This window comes from Mesorhizobium sp. P2_E6, from assembly GCF_056403835.1.
In genome coordinates this window covers 63468-84391 of record NZ_JBFUEQ010000015.1, presented here as the reverse complement: position 1 = coordinate 84391, position 20924 = coordinate 63468, and the positions used below count along the sequence as shown (strand labels likewise).

The following is a 20924-nucleotide window of genomic DNA, read 5'->3' as shown; positions in this document are numbered from 1 at the left end:
AAGCGGTCAGTCCGGTGGCGAGGTGCTAGTGACCGCTTCGTGTCACATACAGACCTGTAGAAAGTGACCAAGAAAATGTCATTCGGGCAGACCCGCATCCTTGAGCCAAGCCATAATTCGCTGCAGGCGCTCGGGATCGCGATAGAACTGTGCGGCGGCAACACCAGAGCGAGTCATCTCCGGATGCTTGCCAAGCAGGACGGTGATGTGACCGCGGGCGGCGTCGAGCCGGCCAGTGGCGGCAGCGGTGATTGCCGATAAGATGTAGGCAAAAGGCTCGTGTGACTCGCGCGCCAGGTAGAGCGCAGCATCGGACCGCGCTTGCTCCAGATCGCCCTGCCAGAGATCGGCCCAGGCGAGGTAGTAGATAGCCCAGTTGATGGCGTATGGGCTGAGTCGCCGCGAGGTTTTCAGGGTTGCTATGGCTCCCTGAAAATCGCCGCTATAGACCTGTGTCATGCCGAATGCGGCCGCGCAGTAGGCGTCGCTCGGCGCCAGTTCGCCCGCGCGGCGGTGGAATTCAAGGGCTTCATCGTGGCGCCGCTCCATCAGCGCAGCATTTCCCTTGTAGTGCAGAACTGCGCCGGTTTCGCCTACAAGGTCCTCCGCACGCTGAAGAGCCGCCTTTGCTAGCCCAAGAGAGATCGCCGGATCGGGGGTGAAGCCAAGCCGCGCATCCAACCAATGGGTGTGCGCCAGCATAACGAAGGCGAGCGCATAGTTTGCATCGTGATGTACGGCTCGTTCGTAGAAGAATCGTGCTTGGATATTGTCGAGCTTTGTGAACTTCAGTATTGCGGTCTGGCCCTGCAGGAAGGCTTCCCACGCCTCCAAGTTGCGGGTCCCTTCGGCCGCGATCCGCGCTGTGTCGCCTTCGGTCAAGTTAACCTGGAGTGCAACGGTGACGGCTTTGGTGATTTCGTCTTGAAGTTCGAAAAAGTCGGTGAGCTCCCGGTCATAGCGCTCGGCCCAAACATGCCCACCCGACGCGCCATCGATCAGCTGAGCCGTTACGCGAATTCTGTTCCCTGCGCGCCTCACACTCCCCTCAAGGATAAAGCGTACCCCCAGATCGCGCGCCACATCCTGAACCCGCACAGTTCGGCCCTTGAACATGAGGGTCGAGTTCCGAGCAATGACCAGCAGATCGCGCAGTCGCGACAGTTGGGTGATGAGGTCCGCGACGATTCCATCGGCGAAGTAGTCCTGCTCAGGATCGCCCGACAGGTTGGCAAACGGCAGCACGGCGATCGAAGGCTTCTCAGGTGTCGAAGTCGTCGTCGCCGTAACCGTTACTGCCGGCGTGTTTGTGACCCGATAGATGCGGACCGGTTCGGCGATGTTCTTGAGAACCCGAGCACCAAGATCGTCAAACGAAAGCGCGAGCTTACCTCGAACTTGCCGGTAAGCGTCTTCTGAAATCCAAACGCCGCCGGGATCGGCAAGGGCTTCCAACCGCGCCGCAATATTCACGCCGTCCCCGTAGAGATCATCGCCGTCGACTACGACGTCGCCCAGGTTGACTCCAATGCGCAGCACGATCTGGAGACCGTCCGACTGGTCAGCATTTCCGGCAGCCATGCGTTCTTGCAGCCGTGCGGCGCACTCGACTGCGTCCACAGCGCTGGCAAACTCAATGAGAGCACCATCACCTACCAGCTTGATGATCCGGCCACCGTGATTGGCGACCGTCGGTTCGAGAACGGTTTTCCGTCGATCCTTCAGTATCGCTAGCGTGCGGGCTTCGTCCTGCTGCATCATGCGGCTATAGCCGACCACATCGGCGGCCAGGATGGCGGCAAGGCGACGTTGAGCGCGTTGTTCAGCCATACTGCGCGATGGCTCCCAAGGCAGGAACTATCCGTAATTGTATTGCGGCGCCGCGGACATGTCCATCTGGCCGGATTTGTCGAATGGGCCAAGAGGGCGGGTTGCCCACCGCCCTGACCACCAAAGGTAAGATTTTCGACGCTGCTGCCTAAGACCTGGCAGTCGGCTTGCCGCCCACGGCCTTTTTAGTGGAACGACTGCTCGCGGGAAATGGTGCGACCAGCCTCTATGGCGGGAAGGGGGCGCTGAGCCGCTTTTGAAACGGCGGCGCGTCGATGTCCGCAATGGGGTCGGGCGCAGAAAGGCAGCTTACCGCTGGGCGATCACCGAAACCGGACACAGGAAGCGGCCCCTTAGCGGACTGAAGTTAGGCTTTTCCGATCCCGCCAACGATCGCTCTTCGGAAAGACTCCATAGCAGAACGGCTGTTGGTGGTGTCAGCTGTCGTCCAGTCGAAGCGCAAGGCGGACGCCTGGTCCCCCTCCATTCTGCGAAATGAATTCGATCCCCGCCGCTTCCAACGCAGAAGATATCGCCTGAAGTGTTGCCGGCCTAGGGAGCGTTTGAGAGCTTTCAATTCTGGCGAGCGTCCGAACTGTCACTCCGGAGGCGTTCGCCAGGTCCTCTCTCGTCCAGTCAATCAAGGCCCGAGCTGCTCGGATCTGCTGAGGCAGTATGTCCGTTTTCATGACATTCATCTTGTTAAAAGTCACAAAAAGTGACATAAACGATGGTGACTAGCGGCCGCACCGGTGCTCGATACACTCGGTGCGGCCTGACCACTACCAAGCTGTTTAGGAGCTCGGATCATGGCTGATTCCGACAATACCACGCCTTTGTCTTTCGTCACCCGCAGGAGGGTACTTGGTGCAACGGCGATTGCAATCTTAGGATGGGAAAGAGGTGCTTTTGCCGACAAGGCGCCGGCAGCAGCGGTACCTTCCGATCCCGCGCTGGCGATTTGGCGAGAATGGCGCACTGCTCACGAACTGAGCGAGCGCCTCTGCAATCAAAGTGCGCACTTGGAACGCACGCTTGTGGAGACCATCGGCTACCCTTGTGTGACCGTCCAGTTGCCCGGTGGCGAGAATCTGACGGTTCATTCTATCAGGGCACTCCGCGAGGTGCTCAATGCTGATGCGGAGGCCGATGACGCTCGCGCCGATGCAGAAGCCAGTTTGGAGGCTCATCAGGCACGCTGGAATGCCGCCGAAAAGCGAATTGGCTATTCGGCCGTGACAGAGGCGGAAATCACGGCAGCCGATCGAGCCGAAGAATTGCTCGAAGCCTTGGCTGCGGCACCTGCCACCTCCCTTACCGGCGTAGCGGCCAAATTGAATGCGGTGCTTCTTGAGAGCGAGGTGCGGGAGGGAGGCGTAGAGTTTCCCTGGCCGCAGATTCGCTCGGCCTTCGACGATGTCATGCGGCTGGGCCAAGAAGGCGCGCTCGCGTCGGCAGATCAAGACTGTTTTTCGTCCGCGCTCAGACCGACGGAACCCGGAAGGGAAGGGTAGGGGTTTAGCCCCTAGCCGTCCAAGGCGGCGGCGCGGAAAAGGCGGCTGAAGCGTACACATCGGCCATTCGAGATTGGAGAGAAATCGGCGATCCTTGCCTGGTGCTGCAAAGCGACTGAAACCGGGCACAGACGATGAAGAGACCAAGGAACGCCTGTCGGTCGGTTGAGACGACCCTGTCTCCACAGAATTGCGCCGTGGATGGTGCCTTCTTGGATAGAACGGCTCAGTTGTTCGAGCAGCGCACTGGCCGAAAGCTCACCAGGGAGGATGCGCGCCAGATCGTGGAAAACGTCACCGGGTTCTTCCGCCTCCTTTCCGAATGGCAAAATATGGAATGAGCGAGGCTTCACCTCGCTCCGCCCTCAGGAGACGAGGCTAAGAGATGGTCAAGAAAACTGCGCAGATTGCAACTCGCAGCGGCTTGGTGAAGGCGCTGCTCTATGCTCGGGTCTCCTCTAAGGAACAGGAGAAGGAAGGCTTTTCCATCCCTGCCCAATGCAAACTTCTGAGGGAGTATGCGGCTCAGAAGCAGTTTGGTATTGCCCAGGAATTCATAGACATTGAGACTGCCAAAAGCAGCGGGCGGACCAACTTCAACGAGATGGTCAAATACCTTCGGAAGCACCCTGGCGTGCGGGTTGTTCTGGTTGAGAAGACCGACCGTCTCTATCGCAATTTGAAAGATTGGGTGACGCTCGACGAACTTGACGTCGAGATCCACCTCGCCAAGGAAGGCGTGATCCTCTCACAGGACTCGCGCTCGTCCGAAAAGTTCATGCACGGCATCAAAGTGCTGATGGCTAAGAACTATATCGACAATCTCTCGGAGGAAGCGCGCAAAGGGCAGATGGAGAAGGCGGAGCAGGGAATCTGGCCGACCAAGGCTCCGCTTGGCTATCTCAACGTCACAGGGAGCGACGGCAGGAAGGTCATTGAACCGGACGCTGAGTTGGCGCCGATGATAACGAGGCTGTTCGAGCGCTACTCAACTGGCGGATATTCTCTCAAGGCAATCACGAAGGCAGCCCACGCGGAAGGCCTTGTGTATCCGAAGAGTGGGCATCCGGTTCCGGTGAGCACGGTGCACTCGATTCTGCGCAATCGTCTCTACACCGGATTGTTTCAATGGAACGGCAAGCTGCAGCACGGCAAGCACGAGCCGCTGGTGTCGATCGAGCTATGGGAGCGGGTCCAAGGTGTGCTGATGGGCCGACATGCGACGCCTATCCATTCCTACGGCTATGAATTTGCCTTCGGCGGCCTGATGACCTGTGCCAGATGCGGCTGCGCGGTAGTGGCCGAGATCAAGAAAGGCAAATACGTCTATTACCACTGCACCGGTCACAGCGACAAAGGCCGTGGTGGCTATGCCGAGTGCCGCCGCAAGTACGTCCGCGAGGAGGTCCTCGAAGAGACCTTTGGCGGCTTGCTGGACAAACTTCATTTCGATGAGGAGGTGCTGGATTGGGTCCGCGACGCGCTCAAAGCCAGCCACGCCGATGAGCGGAAGGAGCAGGAACAGGCGATCCTGCGATGCCAGAAGGAATACAAGCGCCTCGAGGATCGGCTCCAGGCAATGTACCTGGACAAGCTCGATGGACGCATCGACAGTGCCTTTTACGATCGGATGTCAGCGCAATGGCGTATAGAACAGACACGCCTGGTACGCGAGATCGAGCGGCACGGCGCAGCCGAGGAATCATACATGGAGGATGGCGTGCGCCTGTTGGAGCTAGCGCGAAATGCCCGGCAACTGTTCGCCCGCCAAGCTCCTGGTGAGAAGAAACGGCTTCTGAATCTGCTACTGTCGAACTGCACGTGGGAAGACGGCGAGGTTCGCGCTGCCTTTCGACAACCGTTTGATTTGCTTGCCGAAACGACTGCGGCGCTATCGACGGATCAGTCCCAAGGGATCGTCGTGTCCAAGGGAGATCCAGTTTGGCTGGGGAACCTGGATTCGAACCAGGACTAACGGAGTCAGAGTCCGTGGGTCTACCGTTAACCTATTCCCCAGCAAGCGCGGTCATGAACCGTGCGGGCCGAGCGGCCAAGCCGCTTGAGCGCTGCCTTGTAGCCGCCAGCGGAAAATAGTCAAGCCTGCTCGGCAGTTCAATCGCAACGTTTTGTCGGTCCGTTTTGTAAGTTGGTTCCACGCATTGCGTCGGGCGACGCCAAGTCCACCCGCGCCTCAGCTCTCGCTTCGGCTGAACTGCGACCGTTCGAAGAACAGCACGATGCCAAGGCCCAGAATCAGCGGGATGACCAGGTAGAACAGCCTGAACACCAGCAGTGCCGCCAGCACGCCGACCGGATCCATGTCGGACAGCCCCGCCAGGAACACCACTTCGAACACGCCGAGCCCACCCGGCGCATGCGAGATCTGCGCGATCGAGAACGAGACCAGGAAAACCCCGAGGACGACAAAATAGCCGGGGTTGTGGATCGATGGCAGGGCAAAGAAGATGATCGCAGCCGCCGCCAGCAGTTCGACCGGGCCGATCAGCAATTGCCGCGCGACGATCGGCAGCGCCGGGTAGTGCAACTGGAAGCTGGCGATCTTCAGTGGGCGCAGATGCAGCCAGCTGCCGAATATGTAGGCGGCGACGAGCAGCAGCATCACGATCCCCGCCGCTTCCGACAGGCCGTGATGGGCGATGCCTGAAAACCGGTCGAGAATCTCAGGCTCGAAGACCAATACGAGGCCGGAGGCTAGGATCGTCGACAGCACGAAGGTGATCCAGCAAATCGCCACCAGCACGCCGACATCCTGGCCGGTGAGCCCCCTGGTGCCATAGGCGCGGTAGCGGATGACGGCGCCGGAGAACACCGACCCGCCGATGTTGTGCGACAGCGCATAGGTGGTGAAGGAGCAGAGCGTGACGAACAGCCACGACACTTTCTTGCCGATATGCAAGAGCGCTATGTGGTCGTAGCCGGCGAGCGAGGCATAGGCGACGACCGAACACAGCGCCGCGAGAATCCAGCGGCGAGCTGGAATCGCCGATATCCCGTCCCAGACATCGTCCAGCGAGATGCCGCGCAGTTCGTGCCAGAGCAGGAGCAGCGAGAAAATCACCGCCGCAATGCCGACGACCGGCCAGAAATAGCGTCTCCAGTTCATTGCCTGATTGCCATGCGTTGCGGGTCCGCTTCCTTTGCTGTCGAGAGGCCGGTTGCGCCGGATTCCTACGCTCATTTCAGAAATGCCTCATTGAAGCCGGCTATTCAACCGCGAACGGTTTGCGTTGCGGCAGCCGGCAGGAATTGTCTGCGTCGAGGGGCGGCCCAACGGGACGCCAGCCGGCATTGCGCCTACCAATCGAGGCTTACGGGTACATTGCGTGGCACGGCCTCAATGGCGGTTCACGCGCCGAGCCGGCAAAATTGAGCGCGCGGCTCTTGGTGATCGGGCGCGGCACTGTTAGTCTGGCGGCAACTTAAAACACGTCAAAGCGCCTGCTGCGTCCGTCATCGGTTCGCGCGGCGCCGGAAGGAACGACAGTGGAAGACCGCGACACCGGCGCCGGCGCGCCGGAGGTGGGTGCGTCCAGCGCTTCCCCAGGGCCAGCAGGCTCATGGCGGCAAAGCCGCCCGACGGAGTCCCGCTCCGCCGACGGGCAGGCTGGCGACTCAACCCATAGCCAGAAGGGCAAGCCCAAGAAGCGGCGCAAGCGAAGGCGCGGGCGCAAGGTTTTTGCGCGCGACGAGGCGCACCCCATAGGAAATCGATCGCCTGTGCCCGGCAACGCCAGTTCGGCGGCGGAAGCAGCAAAACTGCCCAATTCGGCGGTCTTGCCCGCCGTTGCGCCAGCACGGCACGAACCGGGCGCCCACCGGTCGCCGCTGCAGGAGCTTCCGGTGTTTGCGGCTCTCGACCTCGGCACCAACAATTGCCGGCTGCTGGTTGCCGTGCCGACGCGGCATGGCCAGTTCCGCGTCATCGACGCCTTTTCACGCATCGTCAGGTTGGGCGAGGGGCTCACAGCCAACGGCCGGCTCGGCCAGCCGGCGATGGACCGCGCGGTCGAGGCGCTGAAGATCTGCGGCGACAAATTGCGCAACCGCAAGATCAGAAAAGCCCGGCTGATCGCCACCGAAGCCTGCCGCTCGGCTGAAAACGGCGTCGAATTCCTTGATCGCGTCGAGCGCGAGGCCGGCCTGAAGCTCGAGATCATCGATCGCCAGACCGAAGCGCGGCTGGCGGTTTCCGGCTGCGGTTCGCTGGTCGAGCGCGACACCCAAGGCGTCGTCCTGTTCGACATTGGCGGTGGTTCGTCCGAAATCGCGCTGATCGACCTCAGCGGCCGCCGTTCGCCGCGGCTCGCCCACCATATCGTGTCGTGGACGTCGCTGCCGGTCGGCGTCGTGTCGCTGGCCGAGCGTTTTGGCGGCCGCACGGTGACACGCGAGATCTTTGCCGCCATGGTCGACGACGTCGCCAACCGGTTGGCAAGCTTCGACGGTCGCGACCGGTTGAGCCATCTCAAGGCCAGCCCGAATTTCCATCTGCTTGGCACGTCGGGCACTGTGACGACTCTGGCCGGCGTCCACCTTGACCTCGAACGCTACGACCGCCGGCGCGTCGACGGGCTGTGGATGGACCGCGACAGCGTCGACCGCATGGTCGAAAAGCTGGTCGGCTGGGATTTCCAGCAGCGCTGCGCCAACCCTTGCATCGGGGCTGATCGCGCCGATCTGGTGCTCGCCGGCTGTGCTATCCTCGAGGCGATCCGCGCGGTATGGCCGTCGGAGCGGCTGCGCGTCGCCGACCGTGGCCTGCGCGAGGGCATATTGAGTGAGCTGATGGCCGACGACGGCGTCTGGCGCAACGATGGACGTGGCAGAGGATGATCCCGAAAAGTGGGACCCGGTTTTTGGAAGAGATCATGCTCAGGCAAGAAGGCGAGCGTGATCCCGAGAAGTGGCGACCGGTTTTCGGCAGAGACCATACTCAGGCAAGAAATTAGGCAATGACCAAGAAACCGGAAAAACCAGGGTCTGCGAGCATTCGCGTGCTGAAGACGCGGATCAAGAAGAAGAGCGGCCTGAAGGAATCGTCGCGCCGCTGGCTGCAGCGCCACATCAACGATCCCTATGTCCAGCGCTCCAAGGCGGATGGCTACCGCTCGCGCGCGGCCTACAAGCTGATCGAGATCGACGACAAGCATCATTTGCTGAAACCCGGCATGAAGGTGATCGATCTGGGTGCTGCCCCCGGCGGCTGGTGCCAGGTCGCGGCGGCGCGCACGAAATCGACAGCCGACAAGCCGCATGTCGTGGGCATCGACTATCTGGAAATGGATGCCGTGCCCGGTGCGCCGGTGCTGTTGATGGATTTCCTCGATCCGCTGGCACCGCAGAAGCTGGCCGCGGCGCTGGGCGGCGACCCGGATGTCGTGCTGTCCGACATGGCGGCGCCCACCACCGGCCACAAGAGGACCGACCATATCCGCACCATGCATCTGTGCGAGGTGGCGGCCGATTTCGCGCTGTCGGTCCTGAAGCCGGGCGGGCATTTCCTCGCCAAGACCTTCCAGGGCGGCGCCGAAAACGAACTGCTCTCCATGCTCAAGCGCAATTTCCGCTCGGTCCATCACGTTAAGCCGCCGGCGTCGCGCGACGAATCGGTCGAGCTCTATTTGTTGGCCAAGGATTTCAAAGGGCGAGAGCCTCCAGGCGGGCCGGAACGCAAAGTCGACGTTTCGAACGCTTCGAGCGATAGCGAAGGGCAGGGCGAGCCCGAAGCCTAAAGCCATTCGGTTCAATTGCCAGGCGGGCTCACCGGTTCCAGCGTCTTGGGCGTGCTCAGCCGGCCATGGCCGGAGATGGCGTTGCCGGCATCGGGCGCCAGCCGCACGAACGACAGCGCCGCCGCCGCCGATACAGCCGCGACGATGAAGAAGGCGATGTGGAAGTCGTCCAGCGAAAGCGGACCGCCATGGATTGACGTCGAAACTTCCAGGATGCCGCCGGCCAGCGCCACGCCGAGCGCGATCGAAAGCTGCTGGAAGACAGCGGTAATCGGCGTCGCCTTGCTGGTGTCTTCAGCCGAAACCTCGGCATAGGCAAGCGCATTGACGCCGGTGAAGAACATCGAGCGGATGAAGCCGCCGACCAAAAGCATGGCCAGCATCAGCAGATAGGGCGTGTCGGGTGTGAACAGCCCGTTGATGGCAATCGACGCCGCAGCGACCAACGAGCCGACGACCAGCACGCGGCGGAAGCCGGCGACGCGGAAGATCAGCGCGGTGACGAATTTCATGCCGATGGCGCCGATCGCCGAGACGAAGGTGATCATTCCCGACTGAAAGGGCGTCAGTCCGAAGCCGATCTGGAACATCAGCGGCAGCAGGAACGGCACGGCGCCGATGCCGATGCGGAACAACGAGCCGCCAAGCACAGAGGAACGGAACACCTGGTTGCGGAACAGTTCCAGCGCCAGCAGCGGATTTTTGGCGCGGCGCGCATGGAGCAAATAGAGTACTCCCGACGCCAGGCCGACTACCACTGTGATGATGCCGACGATCGGCGGTAGATACGGCAGGCTGACCACCGATAGGCCGAACACCACGCCCGATGCCGCCAGCCCGCTCAGCACGAAGCCGATGAAATCAAGTGGCGGGTTCTGCGTTGGTTCGGTCCGCGGCAGGAAGCGCGTCGCCAGCCAGATGCCGATCAGGCCTATCGGGACATTGATCAGGAAGATCCAGTGCCAGGTGAAATAGGTGGTGATGAAGCCGCCGATCGGCGGTCCGACCAGCGGCCCGACCAGCGCCGGAACGGTCAGCCAGGACATAGCCGCGACCAGCTCACTCTTCGGTGTCGCGCGCACCAGCACCAGTCGCCCGACCGGTGTCATCATGGCGCCGCCAATGCCTTGCAGGAAACGTGACACAACGAAAGCCGGTAGCGAACCGGAAAGGGCGCAGGCGATCGAGCCGACGATGAAGACCGCGATCGCGGCACGAAAGACATTCTTGGCGCCGAAGCGATCGGCCATCCAGCCACTGATCGGAATGAAGATCGCCAGCGACACCAGATAGGCCGTCAGAGCCAGCTTCAGCGCGATCGGGCTGGTATGGATGTCGATGGCGATCGCCGGCAGCGATGTCGCGATGACGGTCGAATCCATGTTTTCCATGAAAAGTGCGACCGCCAGGATGAGCGGGATGGTGCGGTTCAAGGAACGCGTCCGAACTGGATGTTTCGTCGTCAAATGCTTGCCGACCTTGGGGGCGAGCCGACACGAAGGGCGGTTATCACGGCTTGGGGCGGATGTCGCATTAATTTGCGGTCACTTTTGTGCGACCGCAATCGCAGATGGCGTCCGTTCGGCGTCACGTCACCTTTACGGGAGCGTGAAATCATCGGCTTTTCATCGGCGGCGGGACGTGTTACGAGCCAGCGCCAATCCTGAAAGGGAAGAAGACGAGTCGGCGCTGTCCATCCTGGTCAAGCGCTTTTTCTGTATTCCGAGGACTGGCCATGGCAAAAATCATCGAAACGTCCACCGGCGCACTGGCGCTCACCTTTGACGACGTGCTGCTACAGCCCGGTCATTCAGAGGTCATGCCGGGCGAGACCGATGTCCGCACGCGCATTGCCGGCGACATCGACCTCAACGTGCCGATCCTGTCGGCGGCGATGGACACCGTCACCGAAGCGCGGCTTGCCATCGCCATGGCCCAGGCCGGTGGCATTGGCGTCATCCACCGCAATTTCTCGCCGGCCGAACAGGCCGAGCAGGTGCGGCAGGTCAAGAAGTTCGAATCCGGCATGGTGATCAATCCCGTCACCATCGGCCCCGACGCCACCCTTGCCGACGCGCTTTCGCTGATGCGGACCTATTCGATTTCGGGCATTCCGGTGGTCGAGAATGGCGGCACCGGCGGCCAGAAGATCGGTCGGCTGGTCGGCATCCTGACCAACCGCGACGTGCGCTTCGCGTCCGATCCGGCGCAGAAGGTCTACGAACTGATGACGCGTGAAAACCTGATCACGGTCAAGGAGAATGTCGACCAGGACGAGGCCAAGCGCCTCCTGCATCAGCACCGAATCGAAAAACTGGTCGTCGTCGACAGCCGAGGCAATTGCGTCGGGCTGATCACCGTCAAGGACATCGAGAAATCGCAGCTCAACCCGCACGCCACCAAGGACGCGCAGGGCCGCTTGCGCGCCGCCGCCGCCACCAGCGTCGGCGATGACGGTTTCGAGCGCGCCGAACGTCTCATCGATGCCGGCGTCGACCTTCTGGTCATCGACACCGCGCACGGCCATTCGCAGCGCGTGCTGGACGCGGTGGCGCGCGCCAAGAAGCTCTCCAACTCGGTTCGCATTCTGGCCGGCAACGTCGCCACCGCCGAAGGCACGCAGGCGCTGATCGACGCCGGCGCGGATGCCGTCAAGGTCGGCATCGGCCCGGGCTCGATCTGCACCACTCGCATCGTTGCCGGCGTCGGTGTGCCGCAGCTTTCGGCCATCATGTCGGCGGTCGAGACGGCGCACAAATCAGGCGTCTCGGTGATCGCTGACGGCGGCATCAAATATTCCGGCGATCTGGCCAAGGCGCTCGCCGCCGGCGCCAGTGCAGCCATGATCGGCTCGCTGCTGGCCGGCACCGATGAAAGTCCGGGCGAGGTCTATCTGCATCAGGGCCGCTCCTTCAAGGCCTATCGCGGCATGGGCTCGGTCGGCGCCATGGCGCGCGGCTCGGCCGATCGGTACTTCCAGGCCGAGGTGCGCGACACGCTGAAACTGGTCCCGGAAGGCATCGAGGGGCAAGTTCCCTACAAAGGACCTGTGTCTGGCGTGCTGCACCAGCTTGCAGGCGGGCTGAAAGCCGCTATGGGTTATGTCGGCGGTCGCGATCTTGCCGATTTCCGCGAACGCGCCACTTTTGTACGCATATCCAACGCCGGACTTCGTGAAAGCCACGCCCATGACGTCACGATTACCCGCGAAAGCCCGAATTATCCCGGCGGACTCTGACGTCATGAAAAAGCTGTTTGATTTGAAATAGTTACGCTGATGCGATCTACGCGTCCCGCGCCTAGAAGCCTTACTGCGATATTTCGCAATCCGCCGTCGTATGTCAGTGGTCCTGCTGGCCACTGCTGCGCGGAGCTACGTCCATACCGGGAGCGATGCCTGGACTGATCTGCTCTGGAGATGAGGCCGGGCTCGCCCTAGGCACTGGAATCGATTCCGTTGCAGGGTGTGCTCCGGCCCTGTCGGCCAAACAACCCGGTCGCGACACCGAGCCGTACCAAAGCTCGGAAAACCTGGCTGCAACATCTGATCGCACGCGATCGAACCAGTTTCGGTGATCGGTTCCTGTAACCGGCCGGATTGTCACCGTTGCCGTCATGCCGGAAACGAGGGGCACACCCGCCGGAACGTAGTCGATGGCGATGCGGACTGGCACGCGTTGCGCGAGGCGTACCCAGGTGTAGATAGGATCGACGTTGGGCAGCCCTTGGGTGCCTGGGGCAGCGTTCGATACGCTGATGCCCCGGGTGATTGTTTCCACGTGTCCAAGGATCGGCTCGGCGTAACCCATCAGCTTCGCCTCGGCGCGATCGCCAAAGCAGATCCGCGCCATTTTCGTTTCCTCGAAATAACCATCGATCCAAAAGCTGTCGGAATCGATCACGGAGATATTGGTCACCCCTGTGGGCGCATAGTTGCCCACCCGCAGCAGCAGATTGGTCACATAGCCGCTGACGGGACTGACGACCTTGGTCCTCGTGAGGTTTAGTTCGGCCTGGGCAAGTTCCTGCTGCGCCGCGTCGAACTGGGCCTTGGCCTGAGCGGCGTTCCCGGCGAAGGTCTGTTGCTCCTCGGGTGTCGTGGCAAGAGACGACAAATGTTGGCGCCGATCGGATTGGACCTTCTTGACTTGCAGGTCCGCCGCTTCCTGGGCCACCGTCGCCTTGCCGGTGGCCACAGCAACCTGGAAGTCGAACGGGTCGATGACGTAGAGCACGTCACCTTGGCGGACGAACTGGTTATCGGCCACCCTAAGTTCGACGATCTGGCCCGATACCTGAGGCGCGATGTTCGCGACCTGCACACGAACGGTGCCATTTCGCGTCCAAGGCGCCCGCACATAGTCCTGCCATGTGAGAACCGCGATCAGGCCAGCGAACAGCGCGATGGCGAGCGTGGAAAGGCGCTTGCCAACCGCAAGAAGAAGACGCCCGAAACCACCGCGCGTCGAGGCGATGGATGGCGCCGACGCCGAGGGCATCTGAGGCCGGCCAACTGGGCTGTCGCCTCCGACCCGGCTTACCGGCTTTGGTATTGGGGGGTCATGGGTCGCGTCGCCGACGGTGATCTGCTCTTCGAAGGGCGATTCGTCCAGCAATATCGTTTGATCCTGAGGCCGGGGAATCTCCATGACCTTCTCCCTAAAGAAGCATAGTAAGCAGCCCGAAAATCGCGACGAACAGACTAAGCTCGGCGATCGACGGATTGCTGAAATACCCCGAGAATCCAATAAGATGCAGGAGCGGGCGCAGCACTATGACGAGGACGAGCGCAATCGCTGCATAGGTGACTATGGGCGCTACCAGAACTCCGCCTATGACGAGCTCCCGAAACGTGTGCGTCATGGGTCGCCGCTCTCCATAGACCTGTCCGTGAAGGAAACACTCGCCAGGACGAGCGCTGCGCACGCCGCGGTGGCGACTGGATTGTGCCCGGATGCGGCGGCTTCACCCAAAGCCTTGGCCGAGCTTAACAATGCGGGCCCGTCCCGTTGGACAAGCGCCGCACGTGCTGCGTCGGCCACATTTGCCAGCGGGCCGGTTGCCAGCCGATCCAATCCGGCGCCACACAGTCGCAGCGCCGCCGCCCGGTCGAACCACAACATGGCTTCATCGAGAACCGGGCTATTCCGCGGAGATGCACCAGCCGCAGTCACGATCTCACCGATCCGCGAGGCATCGCGAAACGTGGCCTCTTCCCGTGCGAGGTGCCCAGCTCGGTCAAATCTCGGACTGCGTTGCTCGCGGCGAGCGTCTTCCAGCAGAAGGCGAAGCCGGTGATCGTTCGACACCGGAGGGATCAGAAGTTGAACTCCAAACAGCAAACTTGTCGCAAGACACGCGAAAAAGCAGACGAATAGAAAGGTCTGTGGATCGTAGGTCTGTGGGTTGCTTGGTGCGAAGAAAGCTATGACGAAGATCAGGGTCAACCGCCCAAGGGTCGACAGGATCGGATTTGGCAACGTTGTCAGCAGTGCGCAGCCGATGGTGAAAGGCGCCAGACCAATCGCCAGCAAAGGGAACCCGGTGACGCCGTCCAGAACCACGAACTCCAGAATACCGGCAAGCAGACAGGAGATCGGCATGGCAACGACCGCGAGCGTCGTGAAGGTGCGTGCGTCAGGTACGGTAGCGCTCAACCCAATCAGCACGGCAATAAGAGCAAGGCAGGCTTCGGTTGCCGGCCACCCCGTCATCATGAAGAACATCGATGGCAGCACAAAGGAGATTGCGGCTCTGACGCCGGTCTCCGCCGCAATGCGGCGGGAGCGGTATAAAGGGGTGCGCCACTCGTGGGAGCCGTGGTTTCCTGCCCGCAATGCGTCGAGGCTGCCCCGCACGTCCCTGTTCCTTCGGAGCAGTTCTCCAGTGAGCCAGGCGAGACATATCGCCATCAGACCGGATGAGCCTTCTGCCAAGCTGCCTGAAGGCCACTTGAACCTGGGCACGGTGGAGTTTGCTTCAAGTTCGGAGATAGCTTGCTCCCGCGGCCGCGGTTCGGCGGCGACCGGCAACGTTTCCAGTGCCCGGGCCGTAGCCAGTTCAGCGACGAGATCCACTGCCGCGGCACGGGCAGCCGCGCTTCTCGCCTGTCCGTTGCTCGATTCTGTGGCGAGGCTCGCTATATCAGGACGCAGCGCCGTGATCTCGTGCAGGAGTCCGGCTGCCATCGTGGCAGGCATGGCCTGACCGCGAACCGTGCCCTGGGCGTAATCCGCGACCCGGCGCTGCAACGCTTCGAGTTGGGCGGCCACTTTCGGATAATGGTCGGGGGCAGCCAAAAGGTCGTTCACGAAAGTGACTGAGAGAACACCAACGGCGATGGCCGCGCCACGCGCCACGCCCGTCTCGAAGACCTGCTGGGGACTATCGATTTGCTGAATCGCAATGAGAGCAACGGTAATCGTGCCGAGTGCTGCAGCGTAAGCGCGGTTGCCGTCCAGCAATCCTGCCGTGTAGACACACAGCCCGATCCATGCGGCGAACGCGGCGAGCATGATTCCGCCGCTTTGGGCGAAGAGCCCGACGATGGCGACCGACGCCATGACGCCGAGCACGGTCGCGATCAGCCGGAAGGCGGCCTTTTCCATACCTTGGCCGCGAGTGGGGAGTGCCAGAACGGTGACTGTCAGCGCCGCCGTAGATGGCGACTGCAGCTCGAGCCAAAAGCTCGTATAGAGGGCCGCGACGATGGCCACCCAGATCCTGAGCGCGAACGCCCAGGACGCAGGAGGAAATCCTGCGACGATGGTCGGATGTCGCACGACAGCAATACTCATCGCACTCCTGCAAGGTGGCTCAAGCTGGTATGCCTGTTGCTCCGAATCCGATGGCTCAGCTGGCCTGCATTACGCGGCACACCTTGCAGCAAGGCCTTTAACAGCCAAGGCTCTGAAAACTGTCGCTACCGTATTGGCTGTGCGTGCGACCATTGATGTGGATATTGCCGTATAGGTCTCGAGGCGGCCATTGTTCTACTGGATACGCAGCCCAGACGAATGGATATCCGGACCATACGTTGGTGTGAATGTTTGAGGTACGGTGCATTCCGGTCACCGCGGCTTGGCAAGCTTCGAGTCGGGTGCGGTGGTTGCGATGCTTTCTTCCTTGCGGCGCTGCGGCATACCGCAACGCGAAGCACGGTAAGCGCACTACGGCGGCCGAGTTGGAACCACAGGATTGCCTCGAAAAGGCCCGCGCCACAGGTGAAAAGGGCGCTGGACGAACGACCCGGGCATACCGCAGGAGGGGTGCGAGTCGACACAGTTCACAGTACACGTCGCGCCATGCCAAGCGTTTGGCCTATGGACGATGGCAGGGGCTGGAGAGTGCCTATAGCTTTTGCGGCTATCGGTCTGGCGGTCTCTCTGGCAGCAAGAGGATACCGCGGTCTGGACCACCACGAGAACGCCTGCGCTGGCTTTGGGGAAAGGAGCCTTGTCTTCGCGCTGCGCAATTTGGCAATCAGTCAAGCTTCTTGGCGGCTTGCGCACCGCCCCAGAGCGAGCCCGGATTGGCGCGGTTGGGATAAAGCTCCAACATCGCGTCGTAGAGGTCGCGCGCAGTATTCGTGATCTTGTCGAGGCGATCGAAATCTCGCAGATATTTCCGCGTTTCGCCGATGTTGCGGGGGTCATCGTCGTTTTCCGGTATTTTGTGGCCGGCAACAACCGCCTTCGGCTCAAGTGCTTCAAGCTTCTCAAGGGCACTGATCCATTGAAGCCTGCTCAGCGCGGTTGTCTCTGCGAGATAAGGGTGAATGCCGTTGTAGACGACGTCGCCTGCAACGATCAGGTCGATAGAAGGCACATGCAGGCTTGTAGAGCAGGCTGTGTCGGTCTGCCCCGTATTGACAGGGACGAGTTTGTGTCCCTCTAACTCCAATTCGTTTTCACCGAGTGGATCGGCCACCAGCAGCCGCTCGGGTATCCCGTCGGGGATACGCTTGCGCCAAAACCCATCGATCGATTCCGGTGACAGTTGCGCCTCCATCGCCTTGACAACTTCGGGTATCGCGACAGCCCTTGCGGTTGGAAAATGCTCCAGGATTGGCGCGAGGCCAAAAAAATGGTCGCCATGTCCGTGCGTGATATAGATCGCGGTCAGGTTCTTGCCGCTCGCGATTACCCATTTCAGCAATGTCAAGGATTGCTCGGTCGTCAGAAAAGTGTCGACGAGTACGGCATCCCGCTCGCCCGAGATAAGGGTCGACGAGTTCGCCACCCAAGCCCACCTCTCTTGCCCGGCAGGCAACTCACGACTAAGTCCTGGGCGCTTTACGGTAAGTACTTCCCAGGTCAGGGCGGCGCCTGAAGCCTCAACTGAGCTCATCTGATATCTCCGTGTTCATCAAAGGGTTCGCAAAGCGGTTGCAACCGCGTCGATATTGAGGTGCTGATTTCAACCAGTTTCCCAGTTGCCAACTTCTTCAGAAAGGAACTCCGCACAGTCGCACTTTCCGCGTGCACTATGGTGGCGTCAGCGACCAGCTGCAGATCGTATTGGCTGTTCGGCGGATCGCTGATGTGAATGTTGCCGGACAGGTGTCGAGGCGGCCATTGTTCGTCCGGATCAGCGGCTCACACGAATGGGTATCCGGACTATCCGTTGGTGTGAATGTTGAGGAGTGGTGCGTTCCGATCATTGCGGCTTGGCAAGCTTCGAGTCCGGTGAAGTGGTTGCCATGCATTCTGCCTTCCGGCGCTGTGCCCAAACTCAAAATTTGCGTCGGTAGGCGTGCTGAAGTGGCTTGGCTCCAATATGCCTGGCACGTCGTCATGGATGTAATCTCCGGGCACGAGTTGACGCATAAGCTGTTCGCTGATGCGAAGGAGCTGGGCATCGGCAGCGCCGAGATTGAGGACGATACCGGTAGCCTATTTGAAACCCTCCTCTAACTTACCTCCCGGCCTCACGCCGCCTCAAGGACTAGAGCTGGTTGCCTTCCGACTTCGGTCGTCGCGAGGTCAATAACTCGACAGGCGCACTGCCATCTTCGGACGTACGGATCGCCGTCAGAACTGTCGCGTATCGACACATTGCAGACTATCAGTCTTAAGTCCGCTTTCGACCCATTTCGGACTTCTGCGCTGCTACCAACCTACTCCCGTGAGCCGGGGCCAAAGAGCTTTCCGCCCTTTGTCTCGACCAAACCTTTGTATGACTCGACGAATGGCCTTAGCCACCTAGTATGCGCAATGAACTTGCTGGCCGAGCCCGGTCCCAGCAAACGAAAGTTCAGGAGGCGACACCGTGGCAACGTATCTCGTCAATCATCTTCGCATTCCCGGCGACATCCCCAACCTGGATGCGCTGTCTTACCTTGATCAGGTGGAGGCGACAGTCGCCCCCTACGGGGGCAAATGGTTAGCTCAAGGGCCGGTCGATGTGTTGGAGGGTGCGTGGCCAGGCTCGATAGTAGTCATGGAGTTCCCTGATCGGCAGTCACTCGACAAATGGTACAACTCGCCTGAGTACACGGCATTGCGTCCACTTCGGTTCAAAGGCGCGATTTCGGATATTGCACTGATCGACTCTCTACCGCCCGGCTTTACTGTCAAAGCCTTTGCGGCAGGCATCCGCGAAATGATCGACAAATCGCGTTCGTGACCCGATGACCGTTGGGCGCAAGCAGATGGTCGAGGCCGGCGAAGCGTGGGCGTGGCGTCGTGAAGGTGCAACTGCTGGTATGGGAGACGAACACGAAGGTCGTCTCGTTCTATCAACATCTGGGATTTGAGGTTGCACCGGGAACGGTGATGGCGAAGTGGATGGTCGTTCGCCGTAAGGACCGCTCTCCACCCTTTGCGGACCCTGTCTGGCGTGCCAGACTCGCCGAGCCTATGCGATGATGACATCGTGTCAGGCGAGACCGCAATTTTTCATGCGATCCTACGACGCCACAAAGCTTGTCCGCTTTCTCGAACAGCGCTGTGCTCAGACCGAGGGCGCGACGTGGGTGGGTATCGGCATTGCGGAGACCGAGGAAGACACTGGCAGCGTTTGTGAGGCGATCCTGGAGGCGATCGTTCATGACGTCGGCGAAAAGCTCGCTGAGAAGTTCGTGCAGCCGCATGGGCTTTCGTTCACAATGCACATTCCGGAGCGAGTCTCGCCCTTCAATCCTGCGCCGACGCCGGCGCGGATGCCGTCAAGGTCGGCATCAGCCCGGGCTCGATCTGCACCACTCGCATCGTTGCCGGCGTCGGGGTGCCGCAGCTTTCGGCCATCATGTCGGCGGTCGAGACGGCGCACAAATCAGGCGTCTCGGTGATCGCCGACGGCGGCATCAAATATTCCGGCGATCTGGCCAAGGCGCTCGCCGCCGGCGCCAGTGCAGCCATGATCGGCTCGCTGCTGGCCGGCACCGATGAAAGCCCGGGCGAGGTCCATCTGCACCAGGGCCGCTACCTTCAAGGCCTATCGCGTCATGGGCTCGGTCGGCGCCATGGCGCGCGGCTCGGCCGATCGGTACTTCCAGGCCGAGGTGCGCGACACGCTGAAACTGGTCCGGGAAGGCATCGAGGGGCAAGTTCCCTACAAAGGACCTGTGTCTGGCGTGCTGCACCAGCTTGCAGGCGGGCTGAAAGCCGCTATGGGTTATGTCGGCGGTCGCGATCTTGCCGATTTCCGCGAACGCGCCACTTTTGTACGCATATCCAACGCCGGACTTCGTGAAAGCCACGCCCATGACGTCACGATTACCCGCGAAAGCCCGAATTATCCCGGCGGAGCCTGATCCGTACGGGCTCTGGCGCAACCTGGCCGCAACGATACTGCGGCTGTCGCGCCACGCGGCCGCGCTCTGTTTCCTGTCGGCGGCGGTTTTCATCGCCATGACGGTGCTGGAATTCTTCTATTTCCGCCAGTTGAGCGGCGGCCTCGCGTCACTTGATATGCGCTTTCTCGGCTTCACGCCGGACGAAGGCATGGCCTGGCTGACGGCGCTCGGCCGGCGCGGCGGCGAGATCATTCTCGTCTGGCACTATCTGACCTTTGATTTGCTGTTCCCGGCGCTGTTGTCGGTGACACTGGTCAGCCTGATCCTGGCCACCGGCCGGCGATTGAAGAATTTCCGCGTGTTGCCGGGGCAGTTGCAGTCGATCTTCGCGCTGATTCTGGTACTGCCCTACACGCTGGCCGATTATGCCCAGAACATCGCGGTGGCGAGCCTGCTGTCCGATTTCCTGTCGGCCAATCCGGATTCGCTGTCTCTCGCCTCGGCGCTGATCGTTACCAAATTCGCGCTTCTCGCCGTCCCGCTGACCGTCATCGCCGCTTTCTGGCTGGCGGGCCAGAAACACCAGGCTTGACGCCAAAACGGGGCAGGGCAGTTCATGAACCAGACCACGATCTTCTGGCCGTTGCTGGCGCAGGTGCTGCTGATCTACATTGTCTATATCGTCCTGGGCCACCGCAGATATGGGGCGGTCAGATCTGGTGAAGCCAAGGCCGGTCAGTACAAGCTACGGTCGACCGAGCCGGCCTCCAGCATCACCGTTGCCAGCAATCTCATCAACCAGTTCGAATTGCCGGTGCTGTTCTACGTGCTGTGCCTGACGCTGCACGTGACCAACGGCGTCAACTTCCTGACCCTGGCGCTGATGTGGATTTTTGTCGCGTCGCGCTATTTCCACGCCTGGGTCCACCTGACCAGCAACAATCTGCGGCTGCGCAGCCGCTCTTTCTTCCTCGGTGCTACCGTGCTGGCGCTCGCCTGGATCTGGTTTGCACTGCATCTGCTCGGAGCCGTGTAAGCATCTGCTTACCCCCTGTGAGGGAGGGTCGCCGCAAAGCGAAGCGGGGGTAA

17 protein-coding genes, 1 tRNA gene and 1 pseudogene are annotated in these 20924 nt (G+C 61.1%); 10 read left to right on the top strand and 9 right to left on the bottom strand.

Annotated elements, in window-relative coordinates:
• Positions 1-78: 78 nt before the first annotated feature.
• On the bottom strand, positions 79-1830 hold the full coding sequence (locus AC1D08_RS29445) for an adenylate/guanylate cyclase domain-containing protein (RefSeq protein WP_477424708.1): 1752 nt from the start codon (positions 1828-1830) through the stop codon (positions 79-81).
• Positions 1831-2267: 437 nt separating this feature from the next.
• Positions 2268-2519, bottom strand: coding sequence for a helix-turn-helix domain-containing protein (locus tag AC1D08_RS29440; protein ID WP_477416548.1), 252 nt, complete (start codon positions 2517-2519; stop codon positions 2268-2270).
• A gap of 120 nt (positions 2520-2639) precedes the next feature.
• On the opposite strand from AC1D08_RS29440, the gene AC1D08_RS29435 reads away from it, so the two are divergent.
• Together AC1D08_RS29435 and AC1D08_RS29430 are read left to right on the top strand one after the other, a co-directional pair.
• Positions 2640-3344 carry a hypothetical protein gene (locus AC1D08_RS29435; RefSeq protein WP_477308790.1) on the top strand — a complete coding sequence of 235 codons (705 nt, stop codon included), beginning with the start codon at positions 2640-2642 and terminating at the stop codon, positions 3342-3344.
• 385 nt (positions 3345-3729) lie between these two features.
• Entirely contained in the window at positions 3730-5319 is a 1590-nt protein-coding gene (locus AC1D08_RS29430) for a recombinase family protein (protein WP_477308792.1), read from the top strand.
• Here the strand turns inward: AC1D08_RS29430 and AC1D08_RS29425 are convergent.
• Both AC1D08_RS29425 and AC1D08_RS29420 read right to left on the bottom strand, forming a co-directional pair.
• Positions 5287-5360: transfer RNA gene (locus AC1D08_RS29425), tRNA-Gln, on the bottom strand. The genes AC1D08_RS29430 and AC1D08_RS29425 overlap by 33 nt on opposite strands.
• A gap of 175 nt (positions 5361-5535) precedes the next feature.
• Entirely contained in the window at positions 5536-6468 is a 933-nt protein-coding gene (locus AC1D08_RS29420; RefSeq protein ID WP_457154652.1) for a lysylphosphatidylglycerol synthase domain-containing protein, read from the bottom strand.
• A gap of 380 nt (positions 6469-6848) precedes the next feature.
• Here AC1D08_RS29420 and AC1D08_RS29415 point away from each other — a divergent pair, with 380 nt between their 5' ends.
• A complete protein-coding gene (locus AC1D08_RS29415; protein WP_457154653.1) occupies positions 6849-8198 on the top strand; it encodes a Ppx/GppA phosphatase family protein in 1350 nt (449 codons plus the stop codon).
• Positions 8199-8317: 119 nt separating this feature from the next.
• Positions 8318-9097 carry an RlmE family RNA methyltransferase gene (locus AC1D08_RS29410; RefSeq protein WP_457154593.1) on the top strand — a complete coding sequence of 260 codons (780 nt, stop codon included), beginning with the start codon at positions 8318-8320 and terminating at the stop codon, positions 9095-9097.
• Between the two features lie 11 nt (positions 9098-9108).
• Here the strand turns inward: AC1D08_RS29410 and AC1D08_RS29405 are convergent, their stop codons facing one another.
• Positions 9109-10530 (bottom strand): DHA2 family efflux MFS transporter permease subunit, encoded by a 1422-nt coding sequence (locus tag AC1D08_RS29405; protein ID WP_457154594.1) that lies wholly within the window; start codon positions 10528-10530, stop codon positions 9109-9111.
• 302 nt (positions 10531-10832) lie between these two features.
• On the opposite strand from AC1D08_RS29405, the gene guaB reads away from it, so the two are divergent.
• Positions 10833-12335, top strand: a complete 1503-nt coding sequence (gene guaB / locus AC1D08_RS29400; RefSeq protein ID WP_477419090.1) for an IMP dehydrogenase — start codon at positions 10833-10835, stop codon at positions 12333-12335.
• 103 nt (positions 12336-12438) lie between these two features.
• Here the strand turns inward: guaB and AC1D08_RS29395 are convergent, their stop codons facing one another.
• From AC1D08_RS29395 to AC1D08_RS29380, 4 genes are all read right to left on the bottom strand, one after another.
• Entirely contained in the window at positions 12439-13746 is a 1308-nt protein-coding gene (locus AC1D08_RS29395) for an HlyD family secretion protein (RefSeq protein ID WP_477424706.1), read from the bottom strand.
• Between the two features lie 10 nt (positions 13747-13756).
• On the bottom strand, positions 13757-13960 hold the full coding sequence (locus AC1D08_RS29390) for a DUF1656 domain-containing protein (RefSeq protein ID WP_457155382.1): 204 nt from the start codon (positions 13958-13960) through the stop codon (positions 13757-13759).
• Positions 13957-15894: an FUSC family protein gene (locus AC1D08_RS29385; RefSeq protein WP_477424704.1), complete on the bottom strand. Its 1938-nt coding sequence runs from the start codon at positions 15892-15894 to the stop codon at positions 13957-13959. The genes AC1D08_RS29390 and AC1D08_RS29385 overlap by 4 nt, the downstream gene beginning before the upstream one ends.
• A gap of 685 nt (positions 15895-16579) precedes the next feature.
• Positions 16580-17446 carry an MBL fold metallo-hydrolase gene (locus tag AC1D08_RS29380; RefSeq protein ID WP_477308874.1) on the bottom strand — a complete coding sequence of 289 codons (867 nt, stop codon included), beginning with the start codon at positions 17444-17446 and terminating at the stop codon, positions 16580-16582.
• A 131-nt stretch (positions 17447-17577) separates the two neighbouring features.
• Here AC1D08_RS29380 and AC1D08_RS29375 point away from each other — a divergent pair, with 131 nt between their 5' ends.
• The 5 genes and pseudogenes from AC1D08_RS29375 to AC1D08_RS29355 all read left to right on the top strand — a co-directional run bounded on the left by AC1D08_RS29375 (position 17578) and on the right by AC1D08_RS29355 (position 20871).
• Positions 17578-18012, top strand: coding sequence for a hypothetical protein (locus AC1D08_RS29375; protein WP_457155436.1), 435 nt, complete (start codon positions 17578-17580; stop codon positions 18010-18012).
• 355 nt (positions 18013-18367) lie between these two features.
• On the top strand, positions 18368-18724 hold the full coding sequence (locus AC1D08_RS29370) for a DUF1330 domain-containing protein (protein ID WP_477419099.1): 357 nt from the start codon (positions 18368-18370) through the stop codon (positions 18722-18724).
• 522 nt (positions 18725-19246) lie between these two features.
• Positions 19247-19853, top strand: a pseudogene (locus tag AC1D08_RS29365) (IMP dehydrogenase); the annotation flags it as partial.
• Positions 19804-20427, top strand: coding sequence for a hypothetical protein (locus AC1D08_RS29360; RefSeq protein WP_095085797.1), 624 nt, complete (start codon positions 19804-19806; stop codon positions 20425-20427). The pseudogene AC1D08_RS29365 and the gene AC1D08_RS29360, both read left to right, overlap by 50 nt.
• Before the next feature lie 24 nt (positions 20428-20451).
• Positions 20452-20871: an MAPEG family protein gene (locus AC1D08_RS29355; RefSeq protein WP_457151804.1), complete on the top strand. Its 420-nt coding sequence runs from the start codon at positions 20452-20454 to the stop codon at positions 20869-20871.
• Positions 20872-20924 lie beyond the last annotated feature (53 nt).

Bases quoted from the DNA above. Each gene is read 5' to 3' on its own strand.
- AC1D08_RS29445 (WP_477424708.1), bottom strand. From the start codon at position 1,830: ATGGCTGAACAACGCGCTCAACGTCGCCTTGCCGCCATCCTGGCCGCC.
- AC1D08_RS29440 (WP_477416548.1), bottom strand. From the start codon at position 2,519: ATGAAAACGGACATACTGCCTCAGCAGATCCGAGCAGCTCGGGCCTTG.
- AC1D08_RS29435 (WP_477308790.1), top strand. From the start codon at position 2,640: ATGGCTGATTCCGACAATACCACGCCTTTGTCTTTCGTCACCCGCAGG.
- AC1D08_RS29430 (WP_477308792.1), top strand. From the start codon at position 3,730: ATGGTCAAGAAAACTGCGCAGATTGCAACTCGCAGCGGCTTGGTGAAG.
- AC1D08_RS29420 (WP_457154652.1), bottom strand. From the start codon at position 6,468: ATGAACTGGAGACGCTATTTCTGGCCGGTCGTCGGCATTGCGGCGGTG.
- AC1D08_RS29410 (WP_457154593.1), top strand. From the start codon at position 8,318: ATGACCAAGAAACCGGAAAAACCAGGGTCTGCGAGCATTCGCGTGCTG.
- guaB (WP_477419090.1), top strand. From the start codon at position 10,833: ATGGCAAAAATCATCGAAACGTCCACCGGCGCACTGGCGCTCACCTTT.
- AC1D08_RS29395 (WP_477424706.1), bottom strand. From the start codon at position 13,746: ATGGAGATTCCCCGGCCTCAGGATCAAACGATATTGCTGGACGAATCG.
- AC1D08_RS29390 (WP_457155382.1), bottom strand. From the start codon at position 13,960: ATGACGCACACGTTTCGGGAGCTCGTCATAGGCGGAGTTCTGGTAGCG.
- AC1D08_RS29385 (WP_477424704.1), bottom strand. From the start codon at position 15,894: ATGAGTATTGCTGTCGTGCGACATCCGACCATCGTCGCAGGATTTCCT.
- AC1D08_RS29380 (WP_477308874.1), bottom strand. From the start codon at position 17,446: ATGAGCTCAGTTGAGGCTTCAGGCGCCGCCCTGACCTGGGAAGTACTT.
- AC1D08_RS29360 (WP_095085797.1), top strand. From the start codon at position 19,804: ATGACGTCACGATTACCCGCGAAAGCCCGAATTATCCCGGCGGAGCCT.
- AC1D08_RS29355 (WP_457151804.1), top strand. From the start codon at position 20,452: ATGAACCAGACCACGATCTTCTGGCCGTTGCTGGCGCAGGTGCTGCTG.